We start from the raw sequence: 17,647 nt of genomic DNA, 5'->3' as shown, positions 1-17,647 counted from the left end.
TACAGGCAATCAGCCTAGAGGAACAGCACGATGAAAATCCTATTGATCGGTGCCAGCGGCACCATCGGTTCAGCGGTCAAGGCGGAACTGGCCCAGCGCCACGAAGTGATCAGCATCGGCCGCACCAGCGGCGACTTTCAGGTGGATATCAGCGATAGCGCCTCGATCCGCAGGCTGTTCGAGCAGACCGGCAAGTTCGACGCCCTGATCTGCGCGGCAGGCAACGTCAACTTCGTGCCCCTGGCAGACATGAACGACAGCGATTTCGAACTGGGCCTGCGTGACAAGCTGATGGGCCAGGTCAACCTGCTGTTGATCGGTCGTGAGTACGCCAACGATGGCGCTTCGTTCACATTCACCAGCGGCATTCTGAACCGTGATCCGATCCGCACCGGCGCTTCGGCTGCTTTGGTCAACGGTGCATTGGACGCCTTCGTCAAAGCGGCGGCCATTGAGTTGCCACGCGGCCTGCGCATCAACTCGGTCAGCCCGACGGTGTTGCTGGAAGCCATGGGCAGCTATGCCCCTTATTTCCGCGGCTACAAACCGGCCCCCGCCGCCGATGTGGCGCTGGCTTACGCGAAAAGCGTCGAGGGCCTGCAAACCGGTCAGACCTTTATCGTAGGTTGAAGGTGATATCTGTAAGAAACGCCTGAAGCTGGCAAGCGGGCTTGTGATGCACGGCCAGCCTGCGTAACGTGGCGGCACTTGCCTGGAGACCCGATAATGCGCGCCGCCCGTACCCTCGCCCTGTTTGCCTTGCTTCCTCTGTTCGCCGCCTGCCAATTGTTTGAAAGCGAGCCGGCCAAGCCATCGACTGTCGGGCTGACCCGTATGCAGGGTGAGTTGACGGCGGTGGACGGCAAACTGCTGTTCCAGCCGTGTGGCGACCAGCGTAGCTACGTGGTCAACGACACCGGCGGCACCAGCGTTCTGCAGGAAGCGGCCTCGCTGGCCGGCCAGCAGGGCATGCTGTTTGCCGACCTGCGTGGCAAGTTTTCCGGGGTCGCCAGCGGCACCCAGGGTTCAGTGGACCTGCAACAACTGTATCGCGTCGAACGCTCGACCTCAGCGTGCTCCGACCCGGACTTCAAGCGCATGATCCTGCGAGCCAATGGCCATAAACCCGCCTGGGCAATGAATGTCACGGCCAAGGGCATGGTGCTGGAACGCGAAGGCCAGCCACCTTTGGCAGTGCCGTACGTCGAGGAACAACTGGGCGACGGCCGTTTCAACCTGATGACCGAAGCCAATAACCAGCACATCGAACTGTGGGTGGCGCCCCAGCGCTGCGTCGACAGTGTGAGCGGCAGCCTGCAACACATGAGCGCCGAGTTGCGTGTGAACGGCCAGGTGCAGCGTGGTTGCGCGGCGTTCGGCGGCTCGCGGGACGATTAACCTGACGGAAAGTCGCCATTGGGGCTTATAATCGCCGGTTTGCAAAACAGCCGGCCTCCTTGCCCGCCGCCTACCGGATCCTGTCATGTTACGAATCACTGAACTCAAGCTGCCCATCGACCATCCCGAAGAAGACCTGCGCACTGCCATCGTGCAGCGCCTGGGCATCGCCAGTGATGACCTGCTCGATTTCACCCTGTTCAAGCGCAGCTACGATGCGCGTAAAAAGACCTCTGAGCTGTGCTTCATCTACACCGTTGACCTGAACGTGAAGGGCGAAGCCGCCCTGCTGCTTAAGTTTGCCGACGACCGCAACGTCAACCCGGCACCGGACGTCAGCTACAAGGTGGTGGGCCAGGCGCCGGAAGGCCTGGCTGAGCGGCCAATCGTGGTGGGCTTTGGCCCCTGCGGGATTTTCGCCGGGCTGCTGCTGGCACAGATGGGCTTCAAGCCGATCATCCTCGAGCGCGGCAAGGAAGTACGCCAACGCACCAAGGACACCTGGGGCCTGTGGCGCAAAAGCGTGCTCAACCCCGAATCCAATGTGCAATTTGGTGAAGGCGGCGCCGGTACCTTTTCCGACGGCAAGCTGTACAGCCAGATCAAGGACCCGAAATTCCACGGTCGCAAAGTGCTGCACGAGTTCGTCAAGGCCGGCGCGCCGGAAGAAATCCTCTACGTCAGCAAGCCGCACATTGGCACCTTCCGCCTGACCGGCGTGGTGGAAAACATGCGCGAGCAGATCATCGCCCTGGGCGGTGAAGTGCGCTTCGAACAGCGGGTCACCGACGTGCTGATCGAAGACGGCCAGTTGAACGGCGTGGTCATCGACGGCGGCGAGCAGATCCTCTCCAAGCATGTGATTCTTGCATTGGGCCACAGCGCCCGTGACACCTTCCGCATGCTCCACGAGCGCGGCGTGTACATGGAAGCCAAGCCGTTCTCGGTGGGTTTCCGTATCGAGCACCCGCAGTCGCTGATCGACGCCGCGCGCCTGGGCAAATACGCTGGCCACCCGAAGCTGGGCGCTGCGGACTACAAGCTGGTGCACCACGCCAAGAATGGCCGTTCGGTCTACAGCTTCTGCATGTGCCCGGGCGGCACCGTCGTGGCCGCGACCTCGGAACCCCATCGCGTCGTGACCAACGGTATGAGCCAGTACTCGCGTAACGAGCGTAATGCCAACTCGGGCATCGTGGTAGGCATCACCCCCGAGGTGGATTACCCGGGCGGTCCGTTGGCCGGTATCGAGTTGCAGGAGCGCCTGGAATCCCACGCCTACATCCTCGGCGGCAGTAACTACGAGGCCCCCGCGCAACTGGTGGGCGACTTCATCGCCGGCAAGCCCTCCACCGCGCTAGGCAGTGTGGAGCCGTCCTACAAACCCGGAGTGTCGTTGGGCGACCTGGCCCTGGCCTTGCCGGACTTCGCCATCGAAGCCATCCGCGAAGCCTTGCCGGCATTCGAAAAGCAGATCAAAGGCTACTCGCTGCACGATGCGGTGCTGACCGGCATCGAGACCCGCACCTCGTCCCCCTTGCGCATTACCCGCAACGAGTCGATGCAGAGCCTGAATGTCAAAGGCCTGTTCCCGGCCGGTGAAGGCGCAGGCTATGCCGGTGGGATTCTATCGGCGGGTGTCGACGGGATCCGGATCGCCGAGGCGCTGGCGCGGGATATGCTCGGCATCGAGGCCTAAAGCACACTGGCGGCAAGCATACATCCAATGTGTGGCTTGCCTGCGATGAGCATAGGTATCTACACAACTCTGGTGCGACGCTGGACCTGTGGCGAGGGAGCTTGCTCCCGTGACGGCCCCGGCGGCCAGTGCATATCTACTTGACGCCCGGCGATCCAAATGTGGGAGCGGGCTTGCTCGCGAAGGCGGCCTGACAGCCGTTCAAGATGTTAGGTCTGACCGCGTACATATCCATTATTTAGGTAACGGCCACCTAGGGTTCCGCTCTGACAGCGGCTCACTTTTGAAAAGCGCAAAAGTAAGCAAAACGCTCTTGCCCCACCACTCGGCACCTCGCTTAGGCTCGGTGTGCCCGTAATCCGCCAGTGATTTGGGGGGCCGCCGCCACGCGCCATCCATGGCGCGGGGCGGCTAAACCGGCATCCCTGCCGGTTTACCCCCCAAATCCCTGTCGAATTCCGGCCAGCGTGGTTTAACGGGGCGCCTAAGATCAAAAGCAGGTCAAGAGCAAGATCAAGAGCGGCTCGCTTCGCATCGTGGTTACCGTCGGTGGCTACAACCTAGATAGTTGTGTAGATACCCATGCTGCGATGAGGTCAGTGCAGGTCACAAAGCCGGAAAGTGAATCCTGAACGCCGCCCCACCCAACGCTGAATCCCCCAACGTCAACCGCGCGTGATAGCTTTCGATGATGTCCTTGACCACCGCCAGCCCGATCCCCTGCCCCGGGTGCTGGCGGTCGAGCCGTTCGCCACGCTGCAGGATCCGTGCACGCTGGTCCGATGGCACACCAGGGCCGTCGTCTTCGATACACAGCTCAATGCCATCCAGGTTTTCCACCAGGCTGATACGCACTTGCTTGAGGCACAGGCGGTAGGCGTTTTCCAGCAGGTTGCCGAGCATTTCAAGCAACGCGCCCTTTTCGATGGGCACCTCGCAGGCCTGCGGCAGATCAAACGTCACGGTGACCCGCTTGTCGCGATAAACCTTTTCCAATGTATCGCACAGGCTTTGCACCACCGGTTCCAGGCGTACCTGGTGACGCACCAGGCCACTTTTTCGCAGGCTGGCACGCTGCAACTGGTAACCGATCTGCTGGCTCATGCGTTCGATCTGCGATTGCAGCACCCACGCCTGGCTACGTTCTTCGGGGCGCTGGGCCATGTCTTCACTCACGCCCTGCAACACCGCCAGTGGCGTTTTCAGGCTGTGGGCCAAGTCATCGAGGGAGTCGCGGTAGCGCGCACGCTGTTCGCGCTCGCTGTGCAGCAAACGGTTGAGGGAGCCGGTCAGGCGCAGCAGTTCGCGGGGGTGTTCTTCGCTGAGGCTTTCGCGGGTGCCGCCTTCGATCTGGTCGAGTTCATGGCTCAGCCGTCGCAGGGCTTGCAGGCCCCAGGTCAGGCCCAGCCACAACAGCGTCAACAGCACCAGCAAGGCCGCGCCGAACCCGAGGTAGAGGTTCTCGCGCAGGCCTTCGAGGGTCAGTTGGTATTCGCGTACCGGCTGCAGGGCGACAATGCTGAACGCCGCGCTCTTGCCTCCCAGCAGCCGCACCTCGACGTCATACACGAAGAATTCCTGGCCATTGGCCTCGCGAATCCGCGCAAACTCGTTGCCGCGCCCGTCGTAACGCGGTTTGTAGTTGATGTTTTCTTCCTGGGTCGCCCGCGAGCGCCATACCAGATGGCCTTCACGGTCGTAGATATAGCCCAACAGCCGACTGTCGGTGAGGTTGAAACGCTCATCGGGCAACTGTGCCGGCATCAGCAGGCGGTTATTGTCGACCCGCGCCGCAGAAATCAGCGTTGTCACATCCGACGCCAGGCGCTGTTCGATGGAATCCTGCAGCGCCAGGCTGAACGCGCCTTGCATGGCCGGCAACAAGCCGAGCATAAACAGCACGGCCAGGGTGGCGGCCGCCAGCATCAGGCGCACACGTAGCGAACGAATCAACGGCAGCGCTCATTGAACAGGTAGCCCAGGCCACGCACGGTATCGATCGGCTTGAACCCAGCCGGGCCTTCCAGCTTGCGGCGCAGACGGCCGACCAGCACTTCGATCACGTTTGGGTCGCGCTCGTCGTCATCCGGGTAGAGTTGCTCCATCAAGCGGTCCTTGGCGACCACTTGCTGATGATGACGCATCAAGTATTCGAGGATCCGATACTCATAGGCGGTCAGTGCCAGGGGTTGCTCGTCCAGGGAGGCTTGCTTGCGGTTGAGGTCCAGCAGCAGCGGCCCGGCAACGATGGTCGACTGGGTAAAACCGCTGGAGCGGCGCAGCAAAGCGTTCATGCGCGCCTCCAGCTCTTCGAACTGGAACGGCTTGACCACGTAGTCGTCGGCCCCGGCCGCCAAGCCTTCAACCTTGTCCTGCCAGTTGCCGCGGGCGGTCAGGATCAGGATCGGGAAAGTCTTGGTCTGGGTGCGCAACTGGCGAATCAGGTCCAGGCCGCCCATGCCGGGCAGGCCAAGGTCGATGATCGCCAGGTCATGGTTGAACTGGCCGGTCTGGTACAGGGCTTCCTCGGCATTGGCCACGGCTTCGACCACATGCCCGCTGTCGGTCAGGCGGGTAAACAGGTGATGACGCAGCAGCGCCTCATCTTCCACCACCAGCAATTTCATAAGGTTCTCCACTGCAATTCAACTAGCCGACAGGGGGATATCATAGCGGCCCTGCAGCTCTTGGGGGCGCAGTTTTATGCCATTGTAGTGGCCGGTCAGGTGCGCGTAGCCGCTGCGATAGTCGGGTTGCGCAGGGGTAGCGCCCAGGGCCTGGCCCCACGGCGCGGCCTGGGTGCCGGCGTCTTCGAAGCTGACACGATGGATCAGGTTGCTGGATTTCTTGGTTTTCTCGCTGCCAAAGGCCGCAAAGGCGCCATCGGACGCCTGCACGCCGGCAGTGGCGCCGAGCATGGTCAAGGCCAACATCAGCTTTTTGATCGCAGTCATGGTGGTTACCTCATACGCGTTTGGGCTGTGGGGTCCAGACTACGCAGGCGCCCCTGAACTCCCCCTGAACAGGCTCTGAACCGCAGCTGAACCGCACCGGGCTATTCACTGGCCCGCCAACTCGGCAAAATACCGCGCATGACGCCCCTACCCGCTTGCTGCACCCCACTCGATGATCATTGGCCGTTGCCGGTTCCCTTGCCGGGCACGGTGTTTTTGAGCACGCGATTCGACCCGGCTTTATTGAGCCCCGACGATTTCCAGCGCTGCGATGTGCCGCCGCCCGCGAGCATCCAGCGCTCGGTCGCCAAGCGCCAGGCGGAATTTCTCGCCGGCCGCCTGTGCGCGCGCGAAGCGCTGCAACGACTCGATCATCTGCACTGCATCCCGGCCATCGGCGAAGACCGCGCCCCGGTCTGGCCAGGGCATATCAGTGGTTCCATCACCCACAGCACCGGGCACGCTGCGGCGATTGTCGGGCACAAGGCTCAATGGCGCGGGCTGGGCATGGACCTGGAGCATCTGCTGTCACTGGAGCGGGCCGAACGCCTGGCCGGGGAAATTTTGACCGCCAATGAGCTGCAGCGCATGGCTGCCCTGCCCCGTGAGCAACAAGCCTTGCTGGTGACGCTGACGTTTTCGGTGAAGGAAAGCCTGTTCAAGGCGCTCTATCCGATCGTGCACAAGCGCTTTTATTTCGAGCATGCCGAGGTGGTGGAGTGGTCAGCGGCTGGGAGGGTGCGGTTGCGGCTGCTGACCGATCTTTCGCAAGAATGGAAACATGGCAAAGAGCTGGAAGGGCAGTTTGTGGTGCAAGGGGAGCAGTTGTTGAGCCTGGTGGCTGTCGCAATGTAGGAGCGAGCTTGCTCGCGAAAAACTCACAGGCGCCGCGTTTAGTCAGGCAGCACGCGTTATCGTTGAGGTTTTTCGCGAGCAAGCTCGCTCCTACAGTTGGGTTTCAGGGTTTATCTTGATCCCTGGGCCAGCTCAGGCTGAAGCACGCCCCGCCCAGGTTGTTGCTCTTGCTGATCAACGCCCGCCCGCCGTGCCAATAGATAATCCGCCGCACGATCGACAAGCCCAGGCCATGCCCGCCCGAGGCGCGGGTACGGCTGTCGTCCAAGCGCAGAAACGGCGTGAAGATCCGCTCCCAGGCGCTTTCCGGCACGCCCGGGCCGTCGTCTTCTACGTCGATGCGACAACGCACCTGCCCTACCTGATAACTGATCAGCACCTGGCCCTTGGCATGGCGCATGGCGTTACTCACCAGGTTTTGCAGGGCGCGGTGCAGGTAGCGCGGTTCGGCATCGACCCAGGCGTCATCCCAATGTGCCGAGGACAGGCAAATGCCACGGGTGACGGTGACCTGCGGGCGCAATGGCGATAATTCGCCAATCACCTGGTCGAGCAATGCATTAAGGTCCACTTGCTGGAAGTTCAGCTCCGGCGCGCCCTGCTCCAAGCGGGCATAAGTGAGCATCTCGTCCACCAGGCCATCGAGGTCCTGGATATCGCCATCCATGCCTTCCAGGTATTTGCGCCGGGCTTCGGGCGTGGCAGCGTCACCGATCATCTCCAGGCCAAAGCGCAGGCGCGCGACCGGTGTGCGCAGCTCGTGGGAGACCGCGCGCACCAGCTCGCGCTGAATCGCCAGCAATTGCTGCAAGTGCTCGGCCATGCCATTGAAAGCTGCCGCCAGGCGCCCAACCGAGTCGGCACCGCGAGCGGGTACGCGCACTTCCAGGTTGCCCTTGGCGATACGCGTGGCCGCCGCTTCCAGGCCTTTGAGCCGGCGCTCAAGCTGACGCACCAGCAGATAGACGATCAAGCCGATCAGGGTCAGGCCAATCAAGGTGATCAGGATCAGCCACTGCGCCGGGTAAGGGTTCATCTGGTACAGCGGGCCGATCTCTAGAACCCACGGGGTGCCGACCATGCCGGCAAACACGCGAATCGAATCGCCGCCCTTGCCCAGCGCCATCACCGTATCGCCTTCCGCCACACGACGACGCTGGTCATCGTCCATGTCGGCCTGGTCAAGGGCCGTCAGGTGCATTTCAAAACCAAAACCCTTGGCGTGTTTAATGTCGGCCAGGCGCTGGGGCTGTTCGGCCACCGGGAAACGCACCAGTTCGTCGGCCAGCAGGTAAATAGTCGCACGGGCCAATTGCTCGCTGATCTGCTGCACTTCGCCGGTAAGCACCAATTGCTCTTGCTCGCTGACCAACCGCAGCACCCGCGCCGCGTGGGGGCCGGTCTGTTCCACCAGGACCTGGCCGCGTTGCAGGCGGTTGCGCTGGCCCAGGTCCAATTGGGCGTCGGTGAACGTGCGCAGCTCCAGCGGTATGCCCAGCAAACGCTCCCACACTGCCAAAGCGCGCTGGCGCTCAATGGCGCTCATGGGTTGCAGGTTATCGCCCATCAACGCAAAGGTGCCGTGGGCCAGGCGCTCACGGTACTGGCCGCTGCGCACGTCGTTGAGCAGGTGCAGCGCCAGGGCGCCGAGCAGCGCCACCAGGATCAGCGCCGCACACATACCGCCGTAGATGCGCAGGAAGATCGAGTTCACAGCGGCATATCGGCAGCGGCTTCGGGGACGAACAGGTAGCCTTTGCTGCGAATGGTCTTGATCAGGCGTGGATGGATCGGATCGTCGCCGATCTTCGGTCGAATGCGCGAGATACGCACGTCAATAGAGCGATCCTGGCCGTCATAACCAATACCGCGCAGGGCGATGAAGATTTCTTCGCGGGACAGGATGCGCCCGGCGTTCGCAACCAGCAGCCACAGCAGGTCGAATTCAGCGCTAGTCAGTTCGATGCTGCCTTCCTGCAACCAGGCTTCGCGCAAGGCATTGTCCACCACCAGCGGGCCAAACTGCAGGCGGCGCTGGGTTTCCACTGCAACGGGCAACACCGGTTCGCTGCGGCGCAGCAGCGCCTGGATACGCGCCAGCAACAAGCGCGGGCGCACGGGTTTGCACACATAGTCGTCGGCGCCCATGTCCAGGCCCAGCACCTGGTCCATGTCGTCGGTGCGCGCGGTGAGCATCAGGATCACGCCGTCATAGCGCTCGCGCACCTTGCGGCAGATGCTCAGGCCGTCTTCGCCGGGCAGCATCAGGTCGAGGATCACCAGGTCCGGCTGCTCGGCGATGATGCGCGCCACGGCCTTGGCACCATCGCCTTCCACCGACACGCGCAGGCCGTTGCTTTCCAGGTACTCACGGGTCAACTCGGCGAGTCGCTCGTCGTCCTCGACGATCAGTATCTGCCAGGCTTCTTGCTCCATGCGCTACCTCGTTGTTATTAGAATTTCTTCTGGCCGACACAATCGAATGTGAAATACGGTCGGTGTGGGAGCTGGCTTGCCTGCGATGGCGGTGGGTCAGCGAGCCTGTGGGTGGCTGATACACCGCCATCGCAGGCAAGCCAGCTCCCACATATTGATCTTCAGCAGGCATAGCCTGTTTGTCATGTTTTGAGGGCATAACAAAGGCCGATTGTAGCCATGCACCGGCCCTTGAACACAAGCCGGGAAATCCATTCGGCCATGGCGGTTTTTTATGGTAGGGTTCGCGCCCTCAAAATTCCCGCCGGCAGTTTCTACCCGGGAATATTCGGTGACAAACGGTGTAATCCAGTAGTAATGCGGCCTACACGGGTGTTCCATGATTCATACACATTTTACCCACAGCGTTATCCACAGGTAGTGCGTTGCTAAGCCCCCCAAAACGCATTATCTTGTACCTCGGCGCTAAAAAAACCCTACATGTAGGGTTTTCAGCGAAAAGACCAAACACATATCCGGCAAGAAACTCAAGCGCTTTCTTGCTCGCGTCTGGTTGAACCAAAGCATTTTTTGAAAGCCCAAACCGCGCACGCGGATGGCAACCGTTTTCCAGCCCGATTGGCAGAAAACGGTACGGGTGTTGCAGGGCTTGAATGGGGCCACTGTCACCCACCAGGAATACGGCGAAGGGCTCCCCGGCCCCGAACCAAAGACTTCGGCATGGAAGCGGCGCGATGAGCTCCCTTCCTCCTGTCCCGAAGTTGTTATGCCAGGCCAAGGCCTGCTGTAAGTGCTTCAGGACGGAACGGTGGGCACCGTGATGGTGCCCAAATAAATATAGAATGTGGAGACACCCCCTCATGCAAACCGACACAACTCGCGAGAACCCGCAAGGCTCCGTGCCGCAGGCCGCTGATTCGAACCTGGATCTGTCCGCCACTGCACCTGGCCAACTGCGCGTGATCAAGCGTAACGGCACTGTCGTTCCTTATACCGATGACAAAATCACCGTCGCCATCACCAAAGCGTTTCTTGCAGTTGAAGGCGGCACCGCTGCCGCTTCGTCGCGCATCCACGATACCGTTGCCCGCCTGACCGAACAGGTCACCGCGACCTTCAAGCGTCGCATGCCATCGGGCGGCACCATCCACATCGAAGAAATCCAGGACCAGGTTGAACTGGCCCTGATGCGTGCCGGCGAGCAGAAAGTGGCCCGCGACTACGTGATCTACCGTGATTCGCGCGCCAAGGAACGTGCCGTACGTTCCCCGGCCGAAGAAGCCGCCGTTCAAGCGCACCCGTCGATCCGCATCACCCTGGCCGACGGCAGCTTCGCACCGCTGGACCTGGGCCGCCTGAACACCATCATCACCGAGGCCTGCGAAGGCCTGGAAGAAGTCGACGGTGACCTGATCCAGCGCGAAACCCTGAAGAACCTGTACGACGGCGTGGCCCTGACCGACGTCAACACCGCCCTGGTGATGACCGCCCGTACCCTGGTCGAGCGTGAGCCGAACTACTCGTTCGTGACCGCGCGCCTGCTGATGGACACCCTGCGCGCCGAAGGCCTGGGCTTCCTGAAAGTCGCCGACAGCGCCACTCACCACGAGATGGCCGACCTGTACGCCAAGGCCCTGCCGGCCTACATCGCCAAAGGTATCGAATTCGAATTGCTGAACCCGATCCTGGCCACCTTCGACCTGGAAAAACTCGGCAAGGCGATCAACCACGAGCGCGACCAGCAGTTCACCTACCTGGGCCTGCAAACCCTGTACGACCGTTACTTCATCCACAAGGACGGTATCCGCTTCGAACTGCCGCAAGTGTTCTTCATGCGCGTGGCCATGGGCCTGGCGATCGAAGAGAAGAACAAAGAAGACCGCGCTATCGAGTTCTACAACCTGCTGTCGTCCTTCGACTACATGTCGTCGACCCCGACCCTGTTCAACGCCGGTACCCTGCGTCCACAGCTGTCGAGCTGCTACCTGACCACCGTGCCGGATGACCTGTCGGGCATCTACCACGCGATCCACGACAACGCCATGCTGTCCAAATTCGCCGGCGGCCTGGGTAACGACTGGACACCGGTGCGCGCACTGGGTTCGTACATCAAGGGCACCAACGGCAAGTCCCAGGGTGTCGTACCGTTCCTGAAAGTGGTGAACGACACCGCCGTTGCCGTGAACCAGGGTGGCAAGCGCAAAGGCGCTGTGTGTGCCTACCTGGAAACCTGGCACATGGACATTGAAGAGTTCATCGAGCTGCGCAAGAACACCGGTGATGACCGTCGTCGTACCCACGACATGAACACCGCCAACTGGATCCCGGACCTGTTCATGAAGCGCGTCTTCGATGACGGCAAGTGGACCCTGTTCTCGCCATCCGAAGTACCGGACCTGCACGACCTGACCGGCAAGGCCTTCGAAGAGCGCTACGAGTACTACGAAGCCCTCACCGAGTACCCAGGCAAGGTCAAGCTGTTCAAGACCATCCAGGCCAAAGACCTGTGGCGCAAAATGCTGTCCATGCTGTTCGAAACCGGCCACCCATGGTTGACCTTCAAGGACCCATGCAACCTGCGCAGCCCGCAGCAGCACGTGGGCGTGGTCCACAGCTCGAACCTGTGCACCGAGATCACCTTGAACACCAACAAGGACGAGATCGCCGTTTGCAACCTGGGCTCGATCAACCTGCCGAACCACATCGTCAACGGCAAGCTGGACACCGCCAAGCTGGAACGCACCGTCAACACCGCTGTACGCATGCTCGATAACGTGATCGACATCAACTACTACTCGGTGCCACAGGCGCAGAACTCCAACTTCAAGCACCGTCCGGTTGGCTTGGGCATCATGGGCTTCCAGGACGCTTTGTACCTGCAGCACATTCCTTACGGTTCGGACGCAGCCGTCGAGTTCGCCGACAAGTCCATGGAAGCGGTCAGCTACTACGCGATCCAGGCTTCCTGCGACCTGGCCGACGAGCGTGGCGCCTACGAGACGTTCCAGGGTTCACTGTGGTCCAAGGGCATCCTGCCGCTGGATTCGCAACAGATCCTGATCGAAGCCCGTGGCCAGAAGTACATCGACGTTGACCTGAACGAAACCCTGGACTGGGCGCCGGTACGTGCCCGTGTGCAGAAAGGTATTCGTAACTCCAACATCATGGCCATCGCACCGACCGCCACCATCGCCAACATCACTGGCGTGTCGCAGTCGATCGAACCGACCTACCAGAACCTGTATGTGAAATCGAACCTGTCGGGCGAATTCACCGTGATCAACCCGTACCTGGTTCGCGACCTCAAGGCCCGCGGCCTGTGGGACTCGGTCATGATCAACGACCTGAAGTACTACGACGGTTCCGTGCAGCAGATCGAGCGCATCCCGCAAGAACTCAAAGAGCTCTACGCGACCGCGTTCGAAGTGGACACCAAGTGGATCGTTGACGCCGCCAGCCGTCGTCAGAAGTGGATCGACCAGGCCCAGTCCCTGAACCTGTACATCGCCGGCGCTTCGGGCAAGAAGCTGGACGTGACCTACCGCATGGCGTGGTACCGTGGCCTGAAAACCACTTACTACCTCCGTGCCCTGGCCGCCACCAGCACCGAGAAGTCGACCATCAACACCGGCAAGCTGAACGCAGTGTCCAGCGGCAACCACGGTGATGACTCGGTACTCGCAGCGCCAGCCGGCCCGGCACCGGTGCCAAAGGCCTGCGCGATTGACGAGCCGGATTGCGAAGCTTGCCAATAAGCTGAGCCAGTTCAGGGGTATTGTCCCCCTGGATTGAAAAAGCCCGATAGACCCCGACTGCATAGGGTTTATCGGGCTTTTTGCTTACTCCTAGAGAAACGCGTACGCAATGCCCTGCTTGGGCGCGCCACCTCGGCGCCCCCACAACTCCACGCGCCCGTCGATGACCGCCATCGAATGGCGATCGTAGGCCACGACACCGAGCTTGCCGCTCGCCAGCTCACCGCTTGAAGACTGCCGGTAAAGCCCTTTCAAACCCAGGCGATCCAATGCTTCGTGGGGCATTTCGCCGTTGTTCAAACTTTGCATCGCATGGGCGAAGCTTCTTTTGGATTGACTCGGGTTGTCGTCCAGGCCATTCCCTTCCATCTGTGCCCGCTTGGCGCTCGCTGCGAACATGAAGTTGGCATCGGTCAGCATGCTCGGATTGTCCCCCTTGAACTGCGCATACCTGGCCGCCTGCTTTAATTCATCCTTGGATAGATCAAGTTCGAAGCCGTCGCGCATCTTCACGTGGTAACCGTCTGCCGTCTCTTTTACCTCCTTGAAAACGTCGGTGGGTTTCTGGCCAAACTTCATCATTGCGCCCTTTATTGCTGAAACCGTGACGCAATTGCCATCGGGGCCCTGGCTGAATCCGCTCCAGATGTTGTCCGGCTTTTTTCCTGGGTTACTTTGATCAGGCTTGTAGTTGAAATGCTTGGAGCCTTCGGTAATCGGCAGATTACTCATGGGCTCACTGGGCCCGAGATTGCCGGGGCTTGGCCTGCCACCACCGCCTCCCCCACCTGGCGACGGGCCAGGAGAAGGTGGCGAAGGTTTGGGTGATGTATCGTCGGTTTCCGGAAACCATTCCCTCATCAGACGCCGCAGCATCTCCAGCCACGAGACGTCCGCCTTCGCGATCAACTCCTGCATGATCTCCTTGAATTTTTCGTCACCCAGTTCTTCGCGCTTCGCGTTCAACTGGTCACGAAGGTATTGGACGGTCTGGCTCTTGGATGTTTTCTCGGCATCCCTCAGTTGATCGAGCAGTTGCCTGACCGACTCAGCATCAGAGGACTTGCCTCCCCCGGGTTCATCCGACTGACTTTTGCGTCCGTATACACCGTCGCTGAAATCACTCGGGACAAACCAATGGCTGCCTGCTGATGCCCCTTCCCACTGCTTGTACATCGCCATGCCTCTCTCCCGCTGGTCGATGGGCGACAGGCGCCCGTGCCCCGTACGTGGCGCAATGGGCGCTGGGCGTTCCAGCAGCAAGGCGAGATGAAACAGGCGGTAAACCATTAACGCGCGCACACAAAAAGGCCCCTCGATCGAGGGGCCTTTTTGTGTGCGGGTATTAGCGCGGTGGCATCAGGTCATCTGAATGATGGTCTGCATGATGGTGCTTTGGGTGGAGATGGTCTTGGCGTTCGCCTGGTAGTTGCTCTGGGCCTTGATCAGGTCAACCAGCTCGCTGGTCAGGTTGACGTTGGAGTTCTCCAGGGAGTTGGCCACGATCGAACCCAGGGTACCGGCCTGCGGGTTGTCATAACCCGGCTGGCCCGAGGCGAAGGTCTCTTTCCAGGTGGTCGCACCGGCTGGCTGCAGGCCCTGCTCGTTGTTGAAGCTGGCCAGGGAGATCTGGCCGATAGCCTTGCTCTGCTGGTTGCTGAAAGTGGCGAACAGGACGCCGCTGCCGTCGATCTTCAGGCCGGTGATCTGGCCGGTGGCATAGCCATCGGTGACCGGCGGGTTACGGTAGGTGGCCGAGTTGTACTGGGTAATGTTGGCCATGTTGATGGCGATACCACCCGGGTTGGCATCTGCACCGTTAGCCTTCCATACGCCGTCGGTTACCTTGCCGGGAACCCAGCCGGCAACGGTCAGGGTCTTGTCGGACACACCATTGGTGACGACGGTAGTCAGATTGCCAGCGCCGTCAAAGGTCAATGTCGACGGCACAGGTGGCGTCGAAGGGGTGCCGGTCGGTGCCGAACCATCAGGGTTACGACCGTCGATCAGGGTATAGGCATTCCACTTGTTGCCGTCGGTTTTCACCAGATACTGCACCATCGGGTGCGCGTTACCTTGGGAGTCGTACAAGGTGGTGCTGTACTGGGTAGTGAAGGTGTCGGTCTTGGTTGGATCAAACGGCTTGGCCGCCTGGTCGATCACCGGCTCCGAGGAGTTCAGGTTGCTGGTGGAGTCGACCTTGGTGGACGCTTTGGGTGGCAGGTTCGCCAGGTTCAGCTGCAGGTCGACCAAGCCACCCTTGCTGATCTTGCCATTATCGTCCGCGGCATACCCTTGCAAGCGGGAAGTGCCGGTGTTGTTGGTGATGTAGCCGTCCTTGTCCGCACGGAAAGCGCCGCTACGGGTGTACTCCAGCGAACCGTCGCTGCCCTTCTGTACGAAGAAGCCACCGCCCTGGATCGCCATGTCGAGGATGCCACCGCTGCCGTTGACGTCGCCCTGGGTGAACTGCTGGGACACCGCCGCCAGGTTCACACCGTTGCCGATGCTGTTCTGGCCAGTGCCCAGCTTGGAAGCCGCGTAGATATCGGCGAATTCCGCACGGGATGACTTGAAGCCAGTGGTCGCGACGTTGGCGATGTTGTTGCCGGTCACGTCCAGTTGTTTGTTGGCCGCATAGAGGCCGCTAAGGCCGATATTAAAAGACATGTTTCTCTCCCTCTGCCGTATTTAGCCGGCTCTATGTACCGATAGTCTGAATTTGCGACAGCTTGACGCTGCCCATGCCGCCTGCAAGGTTGAGCAGCATTTCGCCGCCGGTCTTGCTCAGGGTCACGCTGGTGACCGTGGCGGGCAGCGAAGTGGTCAAGGCCACTGCGTCGCCTTTGTCGTTCTTGGTGGTGGCATTGAAGGTGTAGGTGCCTGCTGGGGCAACCTCGCCCTTGTCGTTCTTGCCGTCCCAGATAAAGCTCTGGGCGCCGGCACTCTGGGCACCCATGTCAACGGTGCGCACCACATTGCCGTCTTTGTCGGTGATCTTGACAGAGACATTGCCCACCGCCGCGGTCACATCCACCGAACCGGTCATGCTCTTGCTGGTATCCACCATGGCCTTGTCGGTCTGGATGATGATCGAGCGCCCCACCAGCGACGAAGCCTGCAGCGCCTGCGACGAGCTGAAGTTGCTGGAGATGTTGTTCACCGAGTCGTTCAGGGTGTTGATGCCTTCCAGGCTGCTGAACTGTGCAAGCTGCGCGACGAACGCGCCGTTGTCCTGGGGCGACAGCGGGTTCTGGTTTTTCAGTTGGGTGACGAGCAGTTGCAGGAACGCATCCTTGCCCAGCGACTGGTTGCCCGTCGCCGTCTTGGAAGCGTCGCTGACGCTGCTGTTGTTCGTCGCGGTCTTGACCTTGGAATTGAAAAGGTCCTGAACCGCCGTGTTGTTTGACGTATCAACGATGGCCATTATTTGGCGCCCCTTATCACTGACCCAGGGTCAGAACCTTCTGCATCATGGTTTTGGCGGTGTTCATCATTTCCGCGTTGGTCTGGAACGAGCGACTGGCGGAGATCATGTCAGCCATTTCCTCGACCACGTTGACGTTGGGGTAGTAGACGTAGCCCTTTTCGTTCGCGGCCGGGTGGTTGGGCTCGTAACGGGCCTCCAGGTTGCTCTGGTCTTCGACCACGCCCAACACCTGCACACCGGAGCCGGCGGCGTCCTGGTTCTGGAACAACGAATCGCTGCCGCTTGCCTGCCCCCCTTGGAACATGGTGGCGAACACCGGGTGGCGGGCGCGATAGGTCTGGTCAATGCTCGAGGAGACGGTTTCGGCGTTGGCGATGTTACTGGCGACGGTGTTCAAACGCGTGGTCTGCGCGCTCATGCCACTGCCGGCAATATTGAAAACACTGGACAGGGACATGGCTTACTCTCCACGCAGGGCTGACATCAGCCCTTTGAATTTGCTATTGAGCAGGGTGAAGCTGGCCTGGAAGTTCACCGAGTTTTCGGCGTAGTTCGATTGCTCCAGCTGGGCGTCGACGGTGTTCTGGTCGATCGACGGCTGCATCGGCGTGCGATACAGCAGCGACTCGTCACCCTTGCTCAGGCCTTGCGCTTCAATATGACGGCTGTTGGTCATATTCAAGGCGAAGGTGCCGTTCTTGGTCTTGTCCTGTTGTGCGGCGAGCACAGCGGAGAAGTCCAAGTCCCGAGCCTTGTAGTTCGGGGTGTCGGCGTTGGCAATGTTGTTGGCCAGGACTTCGGCACGCTGGGCGCGGAAGCCCAGGGCTTGTTCGTGGATACCGAGCGCTTTATCGAAGCTGATGCTCATGGCGGAAACCTTTAGGCTGACCTGCTGTTCGTTAGCAGGGTTATAGCAAGGTGCATGCCAATCTTGCGGGAGCCCGTATATCAAGGGTTTCGAGGGGAGTTGCCGGCGACTCTGCCAGAAAAGCGGCAAGCGATTTCCGCGTAGTGCCAGTAAAGCGGCAATGGGGCTTGCCGCTTTACTCGAGCTTGCCGAGAAAACAAATGTGGGAGCTGGCTTGCCTGCGATGGCTGCGTACCTGCCGACCTATTCATC

Annotated in this window: 15 protein-coding genes; 5 read left to right on the top strand and 10 right to left on the bottom strand. The window is 60.7% G+C overall.

Annotated features, from left to right (window positions below):
* Positions 1-30 precede the first annotated feature (30 nt).
* From PSH76_RS05625 to PSH76_RS05615, 3 genes are all read left to right on the top strand, one after another.
* Complete coding sequence (locus tag PSH76_RS05625; RefSeq protein ID WP_032895667.1) at positions 31-630, top strand: short chain dehydrogenase; 600 nt, start codon at positions 31-33, stop codon at positions 628-630.
* 96 nt (positions 631-726) lie between these two features.
* Positions 727-1,398 (top strand): COG3650 family protein, encoded by a 672-nt coding sequence (locus PSH76_RS05620; RefSeq protein ID WP_032895666.1) that lies wholly within the window; start codon positions 727-729, stop codon positions 1,396-1,398.
* An 85-nt stretch (positions 1,399-1,483) separates the two neighbouring features.
* Entirely contained in the window at positions 1,484-3,097 is a 1,614-nt protein-coding gene (locus tag PSH76_RS05615; RefSeq protein WP_032895664.1) for an NAD(P)/FAD-dependent oxidoreductase, read from the top strand.
* Between the two features lie 606 nt (positions 3,098-3,703).
* Here the strand turns inward: PSH76_RS05615 and PSH76_RS05610 are convergent.
* Genes PSH76_RS05610 through PSH76_RS05600 form a run of 3 tightly spaced genes read right to left on the bottom strand, consistent with a single transcriptional unit; the run spans position 3,704 to position 6,051 of the window.
* Positions 3,704-5,050 (bottom strand): ATP-binding protein, encoded by a 1,347-nt coding sequence (locus PSH76_RS05610; RefSeq protein ID WP_098950615.1) that lies wholly within the window; start codon positions 5,048-5,050, stop codon positions 3,704-3,706.
* On the bottom strand, positions 5,047-5,724 hold the full coding sequence (locus tag PSH76_RS05605; RefSeq protein ID WP_003193559.1) for a response regulator: 678 nt from the start codon (positions 5,722-5,724) through the stop codon (positions 5,047-5,049). The genes PSH76_RS05610 and PSH76_RS05605 overlap by 4 nt, the downstream gene beginning before the upstream one ends.
* Positions 5,725-5,742: 18 nt before the next feature.
* Positions 5,743-6,051 carry a hypothetical protein gene (locus PSH76_RS05600; RefSeq protein WP_003193560.1) on the bottom strand — a complete coding sequence of 103 codons (309 nt, stop codon included), beginning with the start codon at positions 6,049-6,051 and terminating at the stop codon, positions 5,743-5,745.
* A 138-nt stretch (positions 6,052-6,189) separates the two neighbouring features.
* On the opposite strand from PSH76_RS05600, the gene PSH76_RS05595 reads away from it, so the two are divergent.
* Entirely contained in the window at positions 6,190-6,906 is a 717-nt protein-coding gene (locus PSH76_RS05595; protein WP_138762409.1) for a 4'-phosphopantetheinyl transferase, read from the top strand.
* Between the two features lie 103 nt (positions 6,907-7,009).
* On the opposite strand, the gene PSH76_RS05590 is transcribed toward PSH76_RS05595, so the two are convergent.
* On the bottom strand, positions 7,010-8,620 hold the full coding sequence (locus tag PSH76_RS05590; RefSeq protein WP_305493716.1) for an ATP-binding protein: 1,611 nt from the start codon (positions 8,618-8,620) through the stop codon (positions 7,010-7,012).
* A complete protein-coding gene (locus PSH76_RS05585; protein WP_032895658.1) occupies positions 8,617-9,342 on the bottom strand; it encodes a response regulator in 726 nt (241 codons plus the stop codon). Before PSH76_RS05585 ends, PSH76_RS05590 begins: the two co-directional genes overlap by 4 nt.
* An 860-nt stretch (positions 9,343-10,202) precedes the next feature.
* Between PSH76_RS05585 and PSH76_RS05580 the strand changes: the two genes are divergently transcribed.
* A complete protein-coding gene (locus PSH76_RS05580; protein WP_032879843.1) occupies positions 10,203-13,097 on the top strand; it encodes a ribonucleoside-diphosphate reductase subunit alpha in 2,895 nt (964 codons plus the stop codon).
* 90 nt (positions 13,098-13,187) lie between these two features.
* Here the strand turns inward: PSH76_RS05580 and PSH76_RS05575 are convergent, their stop codons facing one another.
* The 5 genes from PSH76_RS05575 to flgB form a co-directional block, all read right to left on the bottom strand.
* On the bottom strand, positions 13,188-14,279 hold the full coding sequence (locus PSH76_RS05575) for a hypothetical protein (protein ID WP_305493715.1): 1,092 nt from the start codon (positions 14,277-14,279) through the stop codon (positions 13,188-13,190).
* Positions 14,280-14,456: 177 nt separating this feature from the next.
* A complete protein-coding gene (gene flgE / locus PSH76_RS05570; protein ID WP_078803649.1) occupies positions 14,457-15,767 on the bottom strand; it encodes a flagellar hook protein FlgE in 1,311 nt (436 codons plus the stop codon).
* A gap of 31 nt (positions 15,768-15,798) precedes the next feature.
* On the bottom strand, positions 15,799-16,524 hold the full coding sequence (gene flgD / locus PSH76_RS05565; protein WP_032895651.1) for a flagellar hook assembly protein FlgD: 726 nt from the start codon (positions 16,522-16,524) through the stop codon (positions 15,799-15,801).
* A gap of 16 nt (positions 16,525-16,540) precedes the next feature.
* Positions 16,541-16,984: a flagellar basal body rod protein FlgC gene (flgC, locus tag PSH76_RS05560; protein ID WP_044267590.1), complete on the bottom strand. Its 444-nt coding sequence runs from the start codon at positions 16,982-16,984 to the stop codon at positions 16,541-16,543.
* 3 nt (positions 16,985-16,987) lie between these two features.
* The gene (flgB, locus tag PSH76_RS05555) at positions 16,988-17,395 is read right to left on the bottom strand and encodes a flagellar basal body rod protein FlgB (RefSeq protein ID WP_003193573.1); all 408 of its coding nucleotides are present in this window, start codon (positions 17,393-17,395) and stop codon (positions 16,988-16,990) included.
* Between the last annotated feature and the right edge of the window lie 252 nt (positions 17,396-17,647).

It is taken from the genome of Pseudomonas sp. FP215, assembly GCF_030687795.1.
GTDB lineage: Bacteria > Pseudomonadota > Gammaproteobacteria > Pseudomonadales > Pseudomonadaceae > Aquipseudomonas > Aquipseudomonas salmasensis.
This window is presented reverse-complemented; position numbering and strand designations above follow the sequence as displayed.

Bases quoted from the DNA above. Each gene is read 5' to 3' on its own strand.
- PSH76_RS05625 (WP_032895667.1), top strand. From the start codon at position 31: ATGAAAATCCTATTGATCGGTGCCAGCGGCACCATCGGTTCAGCGGTC.
- PSH76_RS05620 (WP_032895666.1), top strand. From the start codon at position 727: ATGCGCGCCGCCCGTACCCTCGCCCTGTTTGCCTTGCTTCCTCTGTTC.
- PSH76_RS05615 (WP_032895664.1), top strand. From the start codon at position 1,484: ATGTTACGAATCACTGAACTCAAGCTGCCCATCGACCATCCCGAAGAA.
- PSH76_RS05605 (WP_003193559.1), bottom strand. From the start codon at position 5,724: ATGAAATTGCTGGTGGTGGAAGATGAGGCGCTGCTGCGTCATCACCTG.
- PSH76_RS05600 (WP_003193560.1), bottom strand. From the start codon at position 6,051: ATGACTGCGATCAAAAAGCTGATGTTGGCCTTGACCATGCTCGGCGCC.
- PSH76_RS05595 (WP_138762409.1), top strand. From the start codon at position 6,190: ATGACGCCCCTACCCGCTTGCTGCACCCCACTCGATGATCATTGGCCG.
- PSH76_RS05585 (WP_032895658.1), bottom strand. From the start codon at position 9,342: ATGGAGCAAGAAGCCTGGCAGATACTGATCGTCGAGGACGACGAGCGA.
- PSH76_RS05580 (WP_032879843.1), top strand. From the start codon at position 10,203: ATGCAAACCGACACAACTCGCGAGAACCCGCAAGGCTCCGTGCCGCAG.
- PSH76_RS05575 (WP_305493715.1), bottom strand. From the start codon at position 14,279: ATGGCGATGTACAAGCAGTGGGAAGGGGCATCAGCAGGCAGCCATTGG.
- flgE (WP_078803649.1), bottom strand. From the start codon at position 15,767: ATGTCTTTTAATATCGGCCTTAGCGGCCTCTATGCGGCCAACAAACAA.
- flgD (WP_032895651.1), bottom strand. From the start codon at position 16,524: ATGGCCATCGTTGATACGTCAAACAACACGGCGGTTCAGGACCTTTTC.
- flgC (WP_044267590.1), bottom strand. From the start codon at position 16,984: ATGTCCCTGTCCAGTGTTTTCAATATTGCCGGCAGTGGCATGAGCGCG.
- flgB (WP_003193573.1), bottom strand. From the start codon at position 17,395: ATGAGCATCAGCTTCGATAAAGCGCTCGGTATCCACGAACAAGCCCTG.